Genomic DNA, 17,456 nt, shown 5'->3' with positions numbered 1-17,456 from the left:
CGAGCGATAGCCGGGCAACGATCTCGGCGCAATCGCGAGCGCGCTACCCCGCGGCATGGGGGAACGGCGGCCGGCTTGTCCCGTCCCGGCACGGGTTGCTTGTCGTGTTCAGGAAAACTTTGATTTTCGATTGAACATTACACAGTTAAACTTTCCTACAGACAAGCTCCGTCTTATAGCGCGCACGAATACGCCTTTAGGAGCAGACGCCGATGGCGCAGCCTGTCAACGACAACATCGAAAACGCCATCGTCATCGCCGGTGACGGCTTCACGTACAGCGGCACGACCGCCGACGCGACCCTGCAGGTCGGAGAACCGGCCGCCTATGACGGCGACCCCTACCCGGATAACGACGCGGACGACAGCGTCTGGTTCGTCTACACGGCGTCGGCGACGGGCACGATCGTTCTCGAGACCGAAGGTTTCGATTCGTCGTTCGCCTATAACATCTTCCTCTCCCCGGACGGCTCTTCGTCGTTCGGCTCTCTCCAGGAGCTAAGATCCGGAGCCAGCTTCGGTTCCGGCAACTTCTATGAGGAATTCAGCGTCGTCGCGGGCGAGACCTACTACATCCGCTTCGCGGGCTACGGCTACAACGACGGCAACTACACGATGATCCAGAGCTCAGGCCCTGCCGGCGTGCTGCCGCAGATCGTCGACGGAGGGACGGGCACGCTCGGCGCGATCGGAGACGGCGCCCACGAGATGATCGGCGGCGACGGCGACGACCGCTATTACGTCGACAGCGCCGACGACGTGGTGACGGAGAACGGCGGCGAAGGCTACGACACGGTCTACACGACGGTCGACTACACGCTGCCCGACAACGTCGAGCGCATCATCGCCTTCGCCAACACCGGCCTCACCCTCACCGGCAACGCGCTCGACAACAGCCTGATCGGCGGCGCGGGCGGCGACACGCTGTACGGCCTCGACGGCGACGACACCCTGAACGGCCGCGGCGGCGTCGACACCATGGTCGGCGGGCTCGGCGACGATTCCTACGTCGTCAACAAGCCGTCGGACGTCGTGGTCGAGCTGGCCGGCGAAGGCGTCGACACCGTCTACACCACGTCCGCCTACCGCCTGTCGGACAATGTCGAGAACATCGTCATCCGCGGCGACGCCGGCCTGTCGGTCAAGGGCAACGCCCTCGCCAACGCCATGACCGGCGGCGTCGGCGCGGACACGCTGATCGGCTATGACGGCGACGACCGCCTCGACGGCCGCGGCGGCGCCGACAGCATGATCGGCGGCGCCGGCGACGACAGCTACTTCGTCAACGACGCCGGCGACGTCGTGGTCGAACTCGCGGACGAGGGAACCGACACCGTCTACACGACGGTCGACCACATCCTCGCCGCCAACGTCGAAAACGTCATCGTCCGCAGCGCTGACGGCCTCGCCGTGACCGGCAACGACTCCGACAACGCCATGACCGGAGGCGCCGGCGCGGACCGGCTCGCCGGCGGCCTCGGCGCGGACAGCATCAAGGGCGGCGCGGGCCATGACCTGCTGATCGGGAGCGCCGGCAAGGACGTACTCACCGGCGGCGCCGGCAACGACACCTTCCTGTTCCACGACGTGGGCGACGCCGGCGACACCATCACCGACTTCCAGATCGACTCCGACTTCATCGCGATCGACGTCGAAGGCTTCGGCCTGACGAGCTTCGATGCGAGCCTGTTCGAGTCGAACGTGGGCGGCGTCGCGACCACCGCGGAGGCCCGCTTCGTCTACAACGAGACCAACGGCCGGCTGCTGTTCGACGCCGACGGCTCGGGATCGGGACGGGCCGTGCTGCTCGCCACGCTCCGCGGCGCGCCGGAGCTGACGGCCGACCACTTCCTCGACGCGGACCTATTCGGCTGAAGCTGACCTCAGAGACGGCGTGAAGGAGACCGCAGTCCCCTCACGCCCCGCTCCGGAGGCTCGCCTCACCCCGGGCGGGAGACGGCGCGGCCCTTGCCCGCCGCCTTGGCGCGGTACATGGCGCTGTCGGCGACCGCGAGCAGGCGGTCGGCCTCGCGTTCGTCGTCCGGGAACAGCGACGCGCCGACGCTCGCGCGGCAGACGAGCGCGAGTTCGCCGACGACGACCGGTTCGCGCGACAGCGTGGCGACGACGCGGTCGCCGAGAGCCTGCAGGTCGTCGCGGTGCGCGATCCCCGGCGCGAGCAGCACGAACTCGTCGCCGCCGACGCGGGCGACGAGATCGCCCGGCCGCGTGCAGCTCTCCAGCCGCCGCGCCACCGTCCGCAGCAGCGCGTCGCCCACGGGGTGGCCGTAGAGGTCGTTGTGGCGCTTGAAGTCGTCGAGGTCGATCAGCAGCAGCCCGACGCGCCCCTCGGCGGAGGCCACCGCCTGGTCGAGCCGCCCTTGCAGCAGCGCGCGGTTCGCGACGCCGGTCAGCGGATCATGCTCGGCCAGGTGGCGAAGCGCGTCGCGCTGGCGCTCGAGCTCGCGGCCCTGCTCCTCCAGCTCCGCCTGCAGGCGCTGGCGGGCGGCGATCTCCTGCTTCAGCGTCTCGTTGATCTCGTGCAGACGCAGTTGGTCGCAGGCGAGCTCCGCGAGACGCGCGAGAACCTCGCGCTGGTCGGCGTCGAGCGAGCGCGGCTTGTCGTCGATGACGCAGAGCGTGCCGAGATTGACGTTCGGCGTCAGCGCCAGCGGGGCCCCGGCGTAGAAGCGGAACGACGGGTGCTGCGTGACGAGGATGTTGTCCGCGAAGCGCGAGTCCTCCGCGAGGTCGTCGACCACGAGCAGCCCGGCGCCCTCTATCGTGCGGTTGCAGAAGGCCAGCTCCCGCGGCGCGCCGTCCCCTTCCACGCCGCGCTTTGCCTTGAACCACGCGCGCTCGCGGTCGATCATCGTCAGGATCGCGACCGGCGCGCGCATCAGGTCGCGGGCCAGCGCCACGATGCGATCGAACCCCGCCGGGGGCGGCGCGTCCAGAATCCGCAGCCGCTCGAGGGCGGCGATCCGCTCGTCCTCGTTGCGTGAGGCGTACGGCTCGGTCATAGGCTGGCCTCTCGGTCGGCGCCGCGCGCCGGGGAGCGCGGCCGACGCCCGGCGAGGGGCGCAGGTTTCGCCCTCGCGCATGGCTTCGCCCCGCGAACGACGCACGCCAAACGTGAAACGACTCTTAAAGTCATGATCGTGATCACACCAAATCTGTCGATCGACGACAACGAGGTCGAGCTCAGTTTCGTGCGGTCGTCCGGACCGGGCGGCCAGAACGTCAACAAGGTCTCGACGGCGGTGCAGCTGCGCTTCGACGTGCGGCGCTCGCCCTCGCTGCCGAACGACGTGGCGATCCGCCTCATGAAGCTCGCGGGCTCGCGGCTCACCAACGAGGGCGTGCTCGTGCTGACGGCGCAGTCGCACCGCACGCAGGGCGATAACCGCGCCGAGGCCATCGAACGCCTGACCGCTCTGGTGCGCGAGGCGGCGGAGAAGCCGAAGCCACGGCGTCCGACGCGGCCCACGAAGGCCTCCAAGGTTCGCCGGATCGAGGGCAAGACCAAGCGGGGCGACGTCAAGGCGTTGCGTGGTCGACCGACGATGGACTGATGGCGGCGAGGCTTTGGGTTCGGGCTAAGCTCGTGAAGCTCCGAGTTGTGAGTCGGCTAAGGGGAGAGCGAACATGGACGGCGGGCCGAACGGCGGATGGGGCGCAATCCGCCCGCGGTTTCACGGGACGAAGCGGGCGATGGCGCCGCTCGTTCTGAAGGGTCTCGCCCTCAGCGTCGTCACTCTCGGCGTCTACCGGTTCTGGTACCAGACCGACGTCCGCCGCTTCCTCTGGAACAACGTCGAGATCGACGGCGACGCGCTGGAATACACCGGGCGCGGGCTCGAACTGTTCATCGGTTTCCTGATCGCGCTCGGCGTGCTCATCCCGCTCTACGGCGGCGCGGCGCTGCTCGGCATCGCCGCGGGCGCCTTCGGGCCGCTCGTGAACGTGGCGGTCTCCCTGCTCGTGGTGGTTCTGGCGCAATACGCGCTCTACCGGGCGCGCCGCTACCGGCTGACGCGCACGATCTGGCGCGGCGTGCGACTGCAGCAGACCGGCTCGGGCTGGGCCTACGCCGGACGGAGCCTCGGCTGGCTGATCGTGGCGGTCCTCACGCTCGGGCTGGCCTACCCCTGGATGCGCGCCAGCCTCGAGCGCTTCAAGATGCGCAACACCTGGTACGGCGACCAGCAGGGCGCGTTCGACGGCACGGGCGGGCAGCTGTTCCGCAAGGGCGTCCTGCTGTGGCTGTTCGCGGTCGTCGTCGGCCTCGGCTCGGCGGCGGCCTTCCTCGGCGTGCACTACGCCGCCTCCCAGCAGGATCTGGCCGCGGGCCGGACCGCCGCTGCGGCGGGCTTCTTCACCGTCACCTTCTACCTCGCACTCTTCGTGACCTTCCCCCTGCTGAACGCCATCGAGTTCCGCTGGTGGGCGAACGCATGCCGGATCGGCCCGGCGCGGGCGGAGTGCGATCTCGGCCTCTTCGCCTTCCTGAAGACCTATCTCCTCTTCTTCGGCGCCTTGCTGCTCCTGGGCTTGGCCCTCGCCGCCGCGGGCGGCGCCGTGTTTGCGGGCGGCGCCTTCGCAGGCCTCGTCGACTTCGAGCGCGCCCCGAGCCCGATCGTCATCGTTCTGGGACTAGCGCTCTATCTGGGCGCCGCGCTGGGCGCCTCCGCGCTCTGGCAGCTCATCGGCGCGCGCGGGCTGTGGCGGAAATCGTTCGAGAGCGTCGCGATCCTGGGGCTCGCCGACCTCGCCGCCGCCCAGTCCGCGACGCCGCCCGCCAACGCCTTCGGCGAGGGCGTGGCCGACGCGCTCGACTTCGGCGGCTTCTGAATGGGGCTGAGCGGTCCCGCCTCCTACTTCGACGGCGTCACCAGCCGGCGCCGGCCGGTGCTCGTCGCGCTCGACGACACGGGGCTTCGCCTGAGCGAAAGCGACGGCGCCGCGCCGCAGCTCTGGCCCTACTCGCTGCTGCGCGAGGTCGCGGGACCGCCCGGCGCGCTGCGGCTGTCGTCGCAGTCGGCGCACGCCCTCGCCCGGCTGGACGTGCGAGACGCAGCCCTCGCCGCGGCGATCCGGGCGCGCGCGCCAAGCCTCGCCGCGGGCGAGCGCGCGGAGCGGGGCCTCAGGCGGCGCGTCGCGCTCTGGGGCTGCGCGGCCGCCGTCTCCGCCGGCCTGTTCGCGGTCTACGGCCTGCCGGCGCTCGCCGACCGGATCGCGCCGCTGCTGCCCTGGAGCGTCGACCAACGCATGGGCGAAGGTTTCGACGCCCAGATCCGCTTCCTGCTGCCGACCGGCGACGGCGACTTCGAATGCGGCGCGGGCGACGGCGAAGCGGCGGGCAAGGCCGCGCTCGACGCCTTGACGACAAAGCTCTCCGACGCCGCGGCGCTTCCCGTGCCGTTGAAGATCGTGGCCGTCCGCAGCTCGATCCCCAACGCCTTCGCGCTGCCGGGCGGCTACATCTACCTGTTCGACGGCCTGATCCGCGAAGCGGAGACGCCCGACGAGATCGCCGGCGTGCTGGCGCATGAGATCGGGCACGTGGCGCATCGCGACGGCTCCCGCCGCGTGCTGCAGGCGAGCGGGCTGTCGTTCCTGTTCGGCTTCGTGCTCGGCGACTTCAGCGGCGGCGCGGCGACGATCTTCGTGGCCCGGGTGCTGAGCGAGGCGTCCTATTCGCGCGCCGCGGAAAGCGACGCCGATCTCTACGCGGTCCGTCTCATGCGCAGGATCGGCGCCGACCCGCGCGCGCTCGGGACGATGCTGGACCGCCTTGTCGCCGAGTCGAAGTCGAAGGACGGGGCCGACGTCGAGAAAGACCGCGACGGCGGTTCCGCGCTCGACTATCTCTCGTCTCATCCGGCGGTCGCCGAGCGCCGCCGCGCGATCGACGCCGCGGCGGGCGACGCGCCCGCGAGGCCCGCGCTGGACGCCGCCGCCTTCGCGGCGCTGAAGACGATCTGCGGGCCTGAGACGGCTGACGAGGGATCCTGACCGCGTGACGTTCGACCTGAGAGAGCCGCCGCGCCGCCGGTCCCGCCTCGCGCGCCTCGCGCTCGCGTTCGCGTGGTTCTCGGCGCTGGTCGCGCTCTACGCCTTCGCGTTGATTCGCCTGCGGCTCGTGGAGCCGTTCGCCGCCTTCGCCGCCTTCGCCTCCGGGCTCGGGATCGCCGTGATCGCGATCCTGCTCGGGGCGGCGGCCCTCGTCGTCGTCTGGACCACGGGGCTGCGGGGCGGCGTGCGCGCCGTCGCGGCCATCGCCATCGCGCTCGCGGTGCTCGCAGGCCCCGCCTATGTGGCGGCCCGCGGGTTCGGGGCGCCCGTGCTGAACGACGTCGCGACCGACCTCGCCGACCCGCCCGCCTTCACTCGCGCCGTCCGCGACCGCACGCCCGGCGATCTGCCGGTCCCCGGCCCGATCCCGCCGGAGCAGGCCGAGCGGCTGCGCGCGGCCTACGGCGACCTTCAGCCGCTGAAGCTGTCGCAAGGGCCCGACGAAGTGTCGAACCTCGTGATCGCGCTGGTGGAGGAGCGCGGCTGGCGCACGCTCGGCCCCACCGCTTACCCGCGCGGCGGGCCGCCGCTCGGCCGCGTGGAGGCGGTGGCGCGCACGCCCGTGCTGGGCTTCGAGGACGACGTCGTGATTCGCGTGCGCGAGGACGGAACGGGATCGCGCGTCGACATGCGCTCCGCCTCCCGCCTGGGCCGCGGCGATTTCGGCGCCAACGCCGAGCGCATCCGCAGCTTCCTCGCCGACCTGAAGGCGGCGGCGGGCGGGGGGTGACGCGAGGGCGCGTGGGTGCTTCGAGACGCGTCGGGCGCAGCCGATGACCACGTCGTGGTTCGGGGACTTCGCCCGGAGCGACGGCGCGTGTGACGCCTCGGCGCTGAGCGCCTTGGCGAGAGAGGGAGGCGAACAATGACCACGCTCCACCCCCCCGTCGATGAGGCGCGCCAGGTCCTTGACGCGCTCGGCGTCGACCTCGGACGCTTGGGCCCGGCGGGGCTTCCCGCGCGCTCGCCGATCGACGGCGCCGTGATCGGCCATCTCGTGGAGAGCGACGCGCGCGCCGTGGATCGCGCCATCGGACGCGCCGCGGAGGCCGCCCGCGCGTGGCGCGACGTCCCGGCGCCGAAGCGCGGCGAGCTGGCGCGGCTGTTCGGCGAGGAGCTGCGCGCGGCCAAAGAGCCGCTCGGACGGCTCGTCACGCTCGAGGCCGGCAAGATCCTCTCCGAAGGTCTCGGCGAGGTGCAGGAGATGATCGACGTCTGCGACTTCGCGGTCGGCCTGTCCCGCCAGCTCTACGGGCTCACCATCGCGACCGAGCGGCCCGAACACCGGATGTCGGAGAGCTGGCGACCGCTCGGCGTCGTCGGCGTTATCTCGGCGTTCAACTTCCCTGTCGCGGTCTGGGCCTGGAACACGGCGCTGGCGTTGGTCTGCGGCAACGCCGTTGTGTGGAAGCCGTCCGAGAAGACGCCGCTGACGGCGCTCGCCGTCGACGCGCTGCTGGCGCGCGCCCTCGCCCGCTTTCGGGCGGCGGGCGGCGACGCGCCCGAGGGACTGACCGCAACGCTGATCGGCGGCCGCGCCGCGGGCGAAGCGCTGGTGGACGACCCGCGCGTCGCGCTCGTCTCCGCCACCGGCTCCACCGCCATGGGCCGGGCGGTCGCGCCCCGTCTTGCCGCCCGCTTCGCGAAGGCCCTGCTGGAGCTCGGCGGCAACAACGCCGCGATCGTCTGCCCCTCCGCCGACCTTGACCTGACGCTGCGAGCCGTGGCCTTCGCCGCGATGGGCACGGCGGGCCAGCGCTGCACCACGCTGCGACGCCTGTTCGTGCATGACGCGGTCTACGACGCCTTCGTCCCGCGCCTCGCCAAGGCCTACGGCTCGGTCGCGATCGGCGATCCGCGCGACCCGAAGACGCTCGTCGGGCCGCTGATCGACGAGGCCGCCGCCGCGGGAATGGCCCGCGCGCTTGGCGCCGCCGCGGCGCTGGGCGGACGGGTGACCGGCGGCGAACGGCTGCCCGGGCCCGGCGTCTACGCGCGGCCGGCGCTGGTCGAGCTGCCGCGGCAGGAGGGACCGATGCTGGAAGAAACTTTCGCGCCCGTTCTCTACGTCGTCCGTCACGCCGACCTGGGCGCCGCGATCGCGCTCAACAACGCGGCGGCGCAAGGCCTGTCCTCCTCGATCTTCACCAACGACCTGCGGGAGGCGGAGCTGTTCCTGTCCGACCGCGGCTCCGACTGCGGCATCGCGAACGTCAACATCGGGCCCTCGGGCGCCGAGATCGGCGGGGCCTTCGGCGGCGAGAAGGAGACCGGCGGCGGCCGCGAGAGCGGCTCCGACGCGTGGAAGGCCTACATGCGCCGGGCCACCAACACCGTGAACTGGGGCCGCTCGCTTCCGCTGGCGCAGGGGGTCCGGTTCGACGTGGGGTGAGTGGCCGGCGAGCGACGTTTCAATCATCCGAAGACGACCCACGCCGTCATGGTCCGGCTTGACCGAACCATCTAACCCCACGTCAATCGGCGCGATGGACGCGGGCGTGGGTCCTCCGGTCGAGGCGGAGGACGACGGCGAGGGCGGGGCCAAGCGCGCGCCTTTCGCATCCCCGTCCAAAACGAAATTTAGCGCTTGATGGCCTTCGCCCCGATGCTAGGCTCGTGTCGGGCAGAGAGCGACGGGCAACGTCGCCGAGTTCAGGAGATGTAAGAGGAAACGCGGCGACGCTCGGACCTCGGGCGACCTTCCGATAGTGAACAAAACCGTGCGCGCTTCGTCACAATACGAAGAATCGCGAAGTCGCGCGCCAAGAACGTCTTCAACGCCGCCGCATGACCCGAAAACGGGCGAGACAGGCCGGCGTATCTCTGGGAGGAGATGAAGCATGAAGCTTTCGGCGGCGATGGCCGCGGCGCTGCTCGTGGCGAGCGCGCTGCCCGCGGCGGCTCAGGTGTCGGACAACAAGGTCAAGATCGGCATCCTGAACGACCAGTCCGGCGTCTACGCCGACTTCGGCGGCAAGTGGTCCTACGAGGCCGCCAAGATGGCGGTGGAGGACTTCGGCGGCAAAGTGCTCGACATGCCGATCGAGGTCGTGACCGCCGATCACCAGAACAAGCCCGACATCGCCTCCAACATCGCCCGGCAGTGGTACGACACCGGCCAGGTGGACGCGATCATGGAGCTCACCACCTCCTCGGTCGCGCTCGCGGTGCAGGGGCTCTCGAAGGAAAAGAAGAAGATCAACCTCGTCACCGGCGCCGCGACGACGGAGCTGACCGGCAAGCAGTGCAGCCCCTACGGCTTCCATTGGGCCTACGACACCAACGCGCTCGCGGTCGGCACCGGCGGCGCGCTGGTGAAGGCGGGCGGCGACAGCTGGTTCTTCCTCACCGCCGACTACGCCTTCGGCTATTCGCTCGAGGCCCAGACCACCAAGTTCCTGACGTCGAACGGCGGCAAGGTGGTGGGCTCGGTGCGCCATCCGCTCTCGAACGCCGACTTCTCCTCCTTCCTGCTGCAGGCGCAGTCCTCCGGCGCGAAGGTGATTGGCCTCGCCAACGCCGGCCTCGACACCGCGAACGCCATCAAGCAGGCCTCGGAGTTCGGCATCGTCGCCGGCGGCCAGCGGTTGGCGGCGCTGCTGTTCACCCTCGCGGAGGTGCACGGCCTTGGGCTCGAGGCCGCGCAGGGCCTGTCTCTCACCGAAGGCTTCTACTGGGACCGCGACGACGCCTCGCGCGCGTTCGGCAAGCGCTTCTTCGAGCGCACCAAGCGGATGCCGAACATGATCCAGGCCGGCACCTATTCCGGCGTGACGCATTACCTCAAGGCCATCGCGCGGGCCGGGACCGACGACACCGAGAAGGTGGCCGAGGCCATGCGCGCCATGCCCGTCGACGACGTCTTCGCGAAGGGCGGGATCGTCGCCAAGAACGGCCGCATGATCCACGACATGTACCTGATGGAGGTGAAGAAGCCGGAGGAGAGCAAGCAGCCCTGGGACTACTTCAAGGTGCTCGCGACCGTTCCTGGCGACCAGGCCTACATCAAGCCGTCGGAAAGCGGCTGCCCGCTGGCGCAGTGACGGCCCGCTGTGCAAACGGCCGCCGATGACGCTCCGTCATCCCCCGGCTTGGCCGGGGGATCCAGGCCGGAGCGTCCGCCTGCCGGAACGGTGGATGCCTCGGACAAGCCGGGGCAAGACGGCGCTCTTAAAGGACACCCGTACGTGACCATGGACGCTCCAGGTTCCGAGATCGTCCTCTCCTGCCGCGGGTTGCGGAAGGACTTCGCCGGGTTCACGGCGGTGAACGACGTCGACCTCGACCTGCGGCACGGCGAGATCCACGCCATGATCGGGCCGAACGGCGCGGGCAAGACCACCGTGTTCAACCTGCTGACCAAGTTCCTGCAGCCGACCAAGGGGCGGATCACGCTGCTCGGCCAGGACATCACCAAGACCTCGCCGTCCAAGGTCGCGCGGATGGGGCTGGCGCGCTCATTCCAGATCTCGGCCACCTTCCCGCACCTCACCGTGCTGGAAAACGTACGCGTGGCCCTGCAGCGGCCGAACGGCCTCGCGCACCAGTTCTGGCGGCCGATGAGCGCGCTGGACCGGCTGAACGCGCGGGCGCTGGAGCTGATCGAGCTTGTGGGCCTCAAGGACGCGCGCAACCGCCCCGCCGCCGACCTCTCCTACGGCCGCAAGCGGGCGCTCGAGATCGCGACCACGCTCGCGCTCGACCCCAAGGCGCTGCTGCTCGACGAGCCCATGGCCGGCATGGGCCATGAGGACGTCGCCGTGGTCTCCGCCATCGTCCGCGACGTGGCCAGGACCCGCGCGGTGCTGATGGTCGAGCACAACCTGAAGGTCGTCGCCGACCTCTGCGACCGCGTCACCGTGCTCCAGCGCGGCGAGATCCTGGTCTCGGGCGACTACGCCACGGTGTCCCGCGACGAGCGCGTGCGCGTCGCCTATCTCGGAGCGGGCCATGACTGAGGCTCCGCTGGCGCCGCCGCCGTCGAACTCCACGCTCCAGCCCTCGTCCCGCGGGACGAAGCCCGTGGCCCAGGCGCTGCTGAAGGTGCGCGGGCTGAACGCCTGGTACGGCGAGAGCCACGCGCTGCACGGCGTCGACCTCGACGTCGCCTCCGGCGAGACGGTGACGCTGCTCGGCCGCAACGGCGTGGGCAAGACCACGACGCTCCGCGCCATCATGGGCATCCTGCCGAAGCGCACGGGCTCCGTCCGCCTCAACGGCCGCGAGATGATCGGCACGCCGCTGCACAAGGTGGCGGCCGCCGGCCTCGGCTTCGTCCCGGAGGAGCGCGGAATCTTCGCCTCGCTCACCGTCGAGGAGAACCTGACGCTGCCGCCGGTGGTCGCCGCGGGCGGCTTCACGGTGGAGGAGCTCTACGCGCTGTTTCCCAACCTGAAGGAGCGCCGGCGCAGCGCGGGCACGCAGCTTTCCGGCGGCGAGCAGCAGATGCTCGCCATCGCCCGAGTGCTCCGCACCGGCGTCACGCTGCTGCTGCTGGACGAGCCGACGGAGGGCCTCGCGCCCGTCATCGTCGACCGCATCGGCGAGATCATTCTCGAGATGAAGCGCCGCGGCATGACGGTGCTGCTGGTCGAGCAGAACTTCCGCTTCGCGAGCCGGGTGGCGGACCGGTTCTACGTGATGGACCACGGCCAGATCGTCGACGGCTTCGCGGCGGCGGAGCTGCCCGACCGCATGGACCGGCTGAAAGAGGCGCTGGGGGTGTGAGGATGGAGAACGCCCGGCTTCAGGCCAAGGCGCGCGGATCCCTCCTCAAGCGGAGCTTGGGGAGGGTGGCCCTTGGCGCAGCCAAGGGTCGGGCGGGGTCCTTGGACGTCGCGCTCGCGCTTGGGCCGACCCCACCCGACCGGCTCCGCCGGCCACCCTCCCTTTGCAAGGCGAGGGATCGCGGCGAGCCTGTCCCATGGAGCGCGCCCCATGACCATGGTGTTCGGCGTTCCGCTTCAGGCGCTTCTGGGTCAGCTGCTGGTCGGGCTGATCAACGGCTCGTTCTACGCGCTGCTGAGCCTCGGACTCGCGATCATCTTCGGGCTGCTGCGCATCATTAATTTCGCCCACGGCGCGCAGTACATGCTGGGGGCCTTCGTCGCCTACCTGCTGCTGGCCTACGCCGGGATCGGCTACTGGGGCGCGCTGATCCTCGCGCCGCTGATCGTGGGCCTCGCGGGCGCGGCGATCGAACGGCTGGCGCTCTCGCGGCTCTACGATCTCGACCCGCTCTATGGGCTGCTGTTCACCTTCGGCCTCGCGCTCGCGATCGAGGGCTCGTTCCGCTACGTCTACGGCTCGGCCGGCCAGCCCTATGCCGTGCCGCAGGCGCTCACCGGCGCGCGCAACCTCGGCTTCATGGTCCTGCCGAACTACCGCGGCTGGGTGGTGGTCGCCTCGCTCGCCATCTGCGTCGCGACCTGGCTCGCGATCGAGAAGACCAAGTTCGGCGCCTACCTGCGCGCCGCGACCGAGAACCCGACGCTGGTGCGCGCCTTCGGGGTGAACGTACCGCTGCTGCTCACCTTCACCTACGGCCTCGGCGCCGCGCTGGCGGGGCTCGCCGGCGTGATGGCCGCGCCGATCTACCAGGTCAGCCCGCTCATGGGCTCCAACATCATCATCGTGGTGTTCGCCGTGGTGGTCGTCGGCGGCATGGGCTCGATCCTCGGCGCGGTCGTCACCGGCTACATGCTCGGCCTTTGCGAGGGGCTCACCAAGGTGTTCTACCCGGAGGCCTCCAACATCGTGATCTTCGTCATCATGGCGATCGTCCTGCTGATCCGCCCCGCAGGCCTGTTCGGGAGGACGGCGTGAGAGGATGCAGGGCCGTGAGCCCCCTCACCCGGAGTGCTGCGCGATCCGACCTCTTCCTGCCGGGGAGAGGTGACGCGCGGCGCGCTCGCGTTTCGTTTCGGGAGGAGGCGCAGGTCTTCACCTCTCCCCGGCAACAAGAGGTCGGCGCGAACCGCCGGCTGAGGCGGCGCGCAACCGCCGGCTCTAGGACCGCACGGCCATGACCGACGCCGCGCTCGCTCCCGCCGCCGGGCGCTCCAAGGGGCGCGGGGTCGCGCTGATCGCCGTGGGGCTCGTCCTGCTCGCGGTCGCGCCCTTCGTGGTCTACCCGATCTTCGTGATGAAGCTGCTGTGCTTCGCGCTGTTCGCCGCCGCCTTCAACCTGCTGCTCGGCTACGCCGGCCTGCTGTCCTTCGGCCATGCGGCGTTCTTCGGCGGCGCGGCCTATTTCACCGCCCATGCGGTGAAGGAATGGGGTCTGACGCCGGAGCTCGGCGTGCTGGTGGGCGTCGCAGGCGCCTCGGCCCTCGGGCTCGCGGTCGGCTTCCTCGCCATCCGCCGGCAGGGCATCTACTTCGCGATGATCACGCTGGCGCTCGCGCAGATGTTCTTCTTCTTCTGCCTGCAGGCGAAGTTCACCCACGGCGAGGACGGTATCCAGGGCGTGCCGCGCGGGCATCTGTTCGGCGTGATCGATCTCAATCAGCCGCTCGCCATGTACGGCTTCGTCGCGGTCGTGTTCCTCGCCGGCATGGTCGCGATCCACCGCATCACGGAATCGCCCTTCGGCATGATCCTGAAGTCGATCCGGGAGAACGAGCGCCGCGCGACCTCGCTCGGGATATCGGTCGGCTCCTACAAGCTCGCGGCCTTCGTGATGTCCGCGGCGCTCGCCGGACTTGCGGGCGCGACCAAGGCGCTGGTGTTCCAGTTCGCGACGCTGACCGACGTCGGCTGGCAGATGTCGGGCGAGGTCATCCTGATGACACTGCTCGGCGGCATCGGAACCATGATCGGACCGGTGGTCGGGGCCGCCATCGTCACCGCGCTCGAGAACTACCTCGCGACCTCGGATTTCCCGCCGACCATCGTCATCGGCGTGGCCTTCATGCTCTGCGTGCTCGCCTTCCGCCGCGGCGTAGTGGGCGAGCTGCTCGCGACGCGCTGGGGGAAGCGGCTGGCCGGGCGCGGCGAGGACTGAAGGGGCGCTTTCCTGCCCACCCCAGCCGTCAGGGTCCGGCTTGTCCGGACCATCCATCTTCGACGTCGCGCGCCACGACGAAGATGGGTCCTCCGGTCAAGCCGGAGGACGACGGCGGACGGTGGGGGAACGTCGACCGGAGCTCGTCCGAGCGCACATCCCCTGCCCCTCGCCCCGCCGTCATCCCCCGGCTTGTCCGGGATCCAGACATCCGCCACCTGCAGCGCCTCGGCGCGGTGGATGCCCCGGACGAGCCGGGGCATGGCCGAGCGCATCTCTTCGGACAAAGCAAACGATCCGCCGTCGGCGGTTCCCCACAGCCCATCGCGTCACGGCCCCTCCCCTCGCCCCCGCTTCGGTGTAGCGTCCCTGCCTCATGGCGAGCTTCAGCTTCCTCCACGCGGCGGACCTTCACCTCGACAGTCCGCTGATCGGTCTTTCCGGCCGCTCGCCGGACTTCGCGGCGCGGGTGGAGGACGCCTCGCGCACGGCGCTCGACGCTCTCGTGCAGCTTGCGATCGACGAGGGCTGCCGCTTCGTCCTGCTGTCGGGCGACGTCTTCGACGGCGACCTGCGCAACATCCGCGCGGGCCTGTTCCTGGTCTCGCGGCTCGCCCGGCTGCGCGAGGCGGGCGTCCGCGTCTACATGATCCTCGGCAACCACGACGCCGAGAACCGCTTCATGGCGAAGCTCGACTTCTCCGACAACGTCACGCTGTTTTCGGCCCGGGCCGCCCACACCGCGACCCTCCCGGAGATCGACGTCGCTATCCACGGGCGCAGCTTTCCCCAGCGCGACGTGACCGAAAATCTGGCGCAGACCTATCCCCCGCCGGTCGCCGGCGCGTTCAACATCGGCCTGCTGCACACCGCCTGCATCGGCCATGAGGGCGAACACGCGGCCTACGCGCCCTGCTCTGTCCAGCAGTTGGTCAATCACGGCTACGACTACTGGGCGCTTGGCCACATCCACGATCGCGGGCTGCTCAACGAGCGGCCCTACGTGGTCTACCCCGGCAACCTGCAGGGCCGCAGCGCCCGCGAGACCGGCGCGAAGGGCGCGACGCTCGTTCGCGTTCAAGACGGCGCGGTGGAGAGCCTGGAGCACCGGACGCTCGACGCGGTGCGCTGGGCGCACGAGCGCGTCGACGTCGGGGGCGCCACCACCTCCGCCGAGGCGCTGGGCCGGCTGCGAGACGCGATGGAGCGCGCGGGCGAGGCCGCCGAGGGCCGGCCGCTGGCGCTGCGGCTGACGCTGGCCGGCGAGACGCCGCTGCACGGCGAGCTGGCGCTGCGCCGGGCGGAGCTGCGCGAGGAGGCGGAGACGATCGCGGCGGGCCTCTCCGCCGAGGTTTGGCTCGAGAAGCTCAGCCTCGCAACCCGCGCACCGAAGGCCACAGAAGCGGCGCCGGACCCGACCGTCGCGGGCCGCATCCAGGCCGAGATCGCGGCCCTGCCGGCGGAGGCGCTGGCCGACAAGCTTGAGGCGAGAATCGCTGAAATCCGCGCCCGTCTCCCCGCCTCGGCGCGGGCGGAGGCGTTGCTGGAGGCGCTGCGGGCGGAGGCCCCGGCGCGGGCCCGCGCGCTGGCGCTGGCGCTCGTCGGTGAAGGACGCGACGATGCGCTTCGCTGAGCTCGCGCTCGACAGCTACGGCGCGGTGAAGGCCCGCACGATCGCCTTTCCGCACCCCGGGCTCACTGTGGTCTACGGCCCGAACGAGGCCGGCAAGAGCACCTCGCTCGCGGCGGTCGGAGACTTCCTGTTCGGCGTGCCGCCGCAGACGGCCCGCGGCGGGGTGTTTGGTTACGACGCCATGCGGATCGGTGCGCGGCTTGTCCGGGCGGACGGAAGCGAACTCGCGCTTCGTCGGCGCAAGGGCCGGGCCGGGCGGACGCTCACCGACTGGGACGGCGCGCCCGCCGAGGAAGGCCTGCTCGCCGCGCTGCTGGGCGCGACCACCCGCGAACGCTTCGAGAGCCTGTTCGGCCTCGACCACACGCGCCTGCGCGACGGCGGCGAGCGCATGCTGACCGCCGACGGCGAGATCGGCCGGCTGATCGTGGAGGCCGGCGGGGGTCTGAGAAGCCTCGTCGCGCGGCTGGAGGCCATCGACCGCGCGCGCGACGGCCTGTTCGCGCCGCGGCGCTCGGGCGAGCGCGCCTTCTACAAGGCGCTGACCGCCTTCGAGGAGGCCGACCGCGACGCCAAGGCGGGGCTCCTCACGAAGGAAGCCTACGACCGCGCGCGCGCGGCCCTGTCCGAGGCGGAGGCCGAGACCGCGCGGCTGCGGGAGGCCCGCCGGGCGCTCGCCCGCGAACGCTCGGGCCTCGAGCGCATCGCCCGCGTCTCGCCGCTGCTGCAGCGGCTCGAACTTCTGTCCGCGCGGCTTGCGGCCGACCCGGACCTCGCGCTTCTGCCGGACGCCTTTGCGCACGAGGCCAGGGCGGCGCTGACCGCCTGCGCCGAGGCCGAGAAGGCGCTGGCGGAGAGCGATGCCGTCGCGGCGACGCTGGGCCAGCGGCTCGCCGCGATCGCGGTCGACGACGCGCTGGTGGCGGCGGAAGCCGCGATCCGCGACGTCGTCGAGGACTTCGTGCACGTGGCGAAGGCGCGCGAGGACCGGCCGAACCGGCAGCGCGAGCTTGCGCAGGCCGAGACCAACCTCGCGCGGCTGCGCCGCATGATCGGCGCGCGCGAGGACGAGGACCTGAGCCTGCGCCTCCCGCCGCCGGAGGCGGTGGAGGCCGTGCGCCGGCTCGCGACCGCGGCCGAGGCCCGCGCGCCCAAACGCGCGGCGCTGGACGCGCAGATCGGCGACGGCGCTCTCGCGCTTCGCCGACTCGACGCCCGCATCGCCGCGGCGCACGCCGCCGGCCATCACAGGCCCTCGGGCGTCGCGCCGGCGGAGCTCGCGGGCCTGCCCTCGCTGGCGGCGGAAGCGGAGGCGCGCGCCGCTCGGGCCAGGACGGCCGCCGCGGACGTCGCCGCCCGCGCCAAGGCGATGGGCTTCGCCGACGCAGCGGCTGCGCGCGACCTGCCCTGCCCGTCCGCCGAGAGCGCAGGGCACCTGCTGGCCGCCTCCGAGGCCCGCGCGGAGCGCCGCGCCCGACATGCGGAGGCCGGAGTGGCTGCGCAGGCGAAGCGCTCGGCGGCGCTCGCCGCCATCGCGCGGCTGCAGTCCGGCGGCGAGATCGCGACAGACGCGGCGCTCAGCGCCGCGCGGGCCGCCCGCGAGGCCGCCTGGGCGCAGGTCCGCGCAGCGCACCGCGCGGGCGTCGCGCATCAGGACGCCACGGTCCGGGCCGCGGAGACCGAGAGCGTCGACCGGACGCTGGCGCTGGCGGACGAACTCGCCGACCGGCGCGCCCGCGAG

14 protein-coding genes are annotated in these 17,456 nt (G+C 71.3%); 13 read left to right on the top strand and 1 reads right to left on the bottom strand.

Annotated elements, in window-relative coordinates:
- Positions 1-212 precede the first annotated feature (212 nt).
- Complete coding sequence (locus METY_RS19240; protein ID WP_103123009.1) at positions 213-1,874, top strand: calcium-binding protein; 1,662 nt, start codon at positions 213-215, stop codon at positions 1,872-1,874.
- Between the two features lie 65 nt (positions 1,875-1,939).
- Here the strand turns inward: METY_RS19240 and METY_RS19235 are convergent, their stop codons facing one another.
- Positions 1,940-3,022 carry a sensor domain-containing diguanylate cyclase gene (locus METY_RS19235; RefSeq protein WP_103123008.1) on the bottom strand — a complete coding sequence of 361 codons (1,083 nt, stop codon included), beginning with the start codon at positions 3,020-3,022 and terminating at the stop codon, positions 1,940-1,942.
- A gap of 132 nt (positions 3,023-3,154) precedes the next feature.
- On the opposite strand from METY_RS19235, the gene arfB reads away from it, so the two are divergent.
- From arfB to METY_RS19175, 12 genes are all read left to right on the top strand, one after another.
- A complete protein-coding gene (gene arfB, locus METY_RS19230) occupies positions 3,155-3,574 on the top strand; it encodes an alternative ribosome rescue aminoacyl-tRNA hydrolase ArfB (protein ID WP_103123007.1) in 420 nt (139 codons plus the stop codon).
- A gap of 73 nt (positions 3,575-3,647) precedes the next feature.
- The gene (locus METY_RS19225; RefSeq protein WP_103123006.1) at positions 3,648-4,853 is read left to right on the top strand and encodes a YjgN family protein; all 1,206 of its coding nucleotides are present in this window, start codon (positions 3,648-3,650) and stop codon (positions 4,851-4,853) included.
- Positions 4,854-6,017, top strand: coding sequence for a M48 family metallopeptidase (locus METY_RS19220; RefSeq protein ID WP_103123005.1), 1,164 nt, complete (start codon positions 4,854-4,856; stop codon positions 6,015-6,017).
- Positions 6,018-6,021: 4 nt separating this feature from the next.
- Positions 6,022-6,807, top strand: a complete 786-nt coding sequence (locus METY_RS19215) for a DUF1499 domain-containing protein (protein ID WP_103123004.1) — start codon at positions 6,022-6,024, stop codon at positions 6,805-6,807.
- 135 nt (positions 6,808-6,942) lie between these two features.
- Positions 6,943-8,469, top strand: coding sequence for an L-piperidine-6-carboxylate dehydrogenase (gene amaB / locus METY_RS19210; protein ID WP_103123003.1), 1,527 nt, complete (start codon positions 6,943-6,945; stop codon positions 8,467-8,469).
- A gap of 448 nt (positions 8,470-8,917) precedes the next feature.
- Positions 8,918-10,120: an ABC transporter substrate-binding protein gene (locus METY_RS19205; RefSeq protein WP_103123002.1), complete on the top strand. Its 1,203-nt coding sequence runs from the start codon at positions 8,918-8,920 to the stop codon at positions 10,118-10,120.
- A gap of 150 nt (positions 10,121-10,270) precedes the next feature.
- Entirely contained in the window at positions 10,271-11,035 is a 765-nt protein-coding gene (locus METY_RS19200) for an ABC transporter ATP-binding protein (protein WP_103123001.1), read from the top strand.
- Positions 11,028-11,804, top strand: coding sequence for an ABC transporter ATP-binding protein (locus METY_RS19195; protein ID WP_244593743.1), 777 nt, complete (start codon positions 11,028-11,030; stop codon positions 11,802-11,804). The genes METY_RS19200 and METY_RS19195 overlap by 8 nt, the downstream gene beginning before the upstream one ends.
- 210 nt (positions 11,805-12,014) lie before the next feature.
- A complete protein-coding gene (locus METY_RS19190) occupies positions 12,015-12,902 on the top strand; it encodes a branched-chain amino acid ABC transporter permease (protein ID WP_103122999.1) in 888 nt (295 codons plus the stop codon).
- A gap of 199 nt (positions 12,903-13,101) precedes the next feature.
- A complete protein-coding gene (locus METY_RS19185) occupies positions 13,102-14,082 on the top strand; it encodes a branched-chain amino acid ABC transporter permease (RefSeq protein WP_103122998.1) in 981 nt (326 codons plus the stop codon).
- A gap of 376 nt (positions 14,083-14,458) precedes the next feature.
- Positions 14,459-15,715, top strand: coding sequence for a metallophosphoesterase family protein (locus tag METY_RS19180; protein WP_103122997.1), 1,257 nt, complete (start codon positions 14,459-14,461; stop codon positions 15,713-15,715).
- Positions 15,702-17,456: AAA family ATPase (locus tag METY_RS19175; protein ID WP_160147393.1), on the top strand; the 1,755-nt coding region annotated here is incomplete at its 3' end. The genes METY_RS19180 and METY_RS19175, both read left to right, overlap by 14 nt.

Origin of the sequence: Methylopila sp. Yamaguchi (assembly GCF_002897035.1) — a bacterium.
In the GTDB taxonomy this organism is placed as follows: Bacteria; Pseudomonadota; Alphaproteobacteria; order Rhizobiales; family Methylopilaceae; genus Methylopila.
This window is presented reverse-complemented; position numbering and strand designations above follow the sequence as displayed.

Excerpts from the sequence above, each read along its gene's own strand:
- METY_RS19220 (WP_103123005.1), top strand. The coding sequence starts at position 4,854 with ATGGGGCTGAGCGGTCCCGCCTCCTACTTCGACGGCGTCACCAGCCGG.
- METY_RS19190 (WP_103122999.1), top strand. The coding sequence starts at position 12,015 with ATGACCATGGTGTTCGGCGTTCCGCTTCAGGCGCTTCTGGGTCAGCTG.
- METY_RS19225 (WP_103123006.1), top strand. The coding sequence starts at position 3,648 with ATGGACGGCGGGCCGAACGGCGGATGGGGCGCAATCCGCCCGCGGTTT.
- METY_RS19180 (WP_103122997.1), top strand. The coding sequence starts at position 14,459 with ATGGCGAGCTTCAGCTTCCTCCACGCGGCGGACCTTCACCTCGACAGT.
- METY_RS19240 (WP_103123009.1), top strand. The coding sequence starts at position 213 with ATGGCGCAGCCTGTCAACGACAACATCGAAAACGCCATCGTCATCGCC.
- amaB (WP_103123003.1), top strand. The coding sequence starts at position 6,943 with ATGACCACGCTCCACCCCCCCGTCGATGAGGCGCGCCAGGTCCTTGAC.
- METY_RS19185 (WP_103122998.1), top strand. The coding sequence starts at position 13,102 with ATGACCGACGCCGCGCTCGCTCCCGCCGCCGGGCGCTCCAAGGGGCGC.
- METY_RS19195 (WP_244593743.1), top strand. The coding sequence starts at position 11,028 with ATGACTGAGGCTCCGCTGGCGCCGCCGCCGTCGAACTCCACGCTCCAG.
- METY_RS19205 (WP_103123002.1), top strand. The coding sequence starts at position 8,918 with ATGAAGCTTTCGGCGGCGATGGCCGCGGCGCTGCTCGTGGCGAGCGCG.
- METY_RS19235 (WP_103123008.1), bottom strand. The coding sequence starts at position 3,022 with ATGACCGAGCCGTACGCCTCACGCAACGAGGACGAGCGGATCGCCGCC.
- METY_RS19200 (WP_103123001.1), top strand. The coding sequence starts at position 10,271 with ATGGACGCTCCAGGTTCCGAGATCGTCCTCTCCTGCCGCGGGTTGCGG.
- arfB (WP_103123007.1), top strand. The coding sequence starts at position 3,155 with ATGATCGTGATCACACCAAATCTGTCGATCGACGACAACGAGGTCGAG.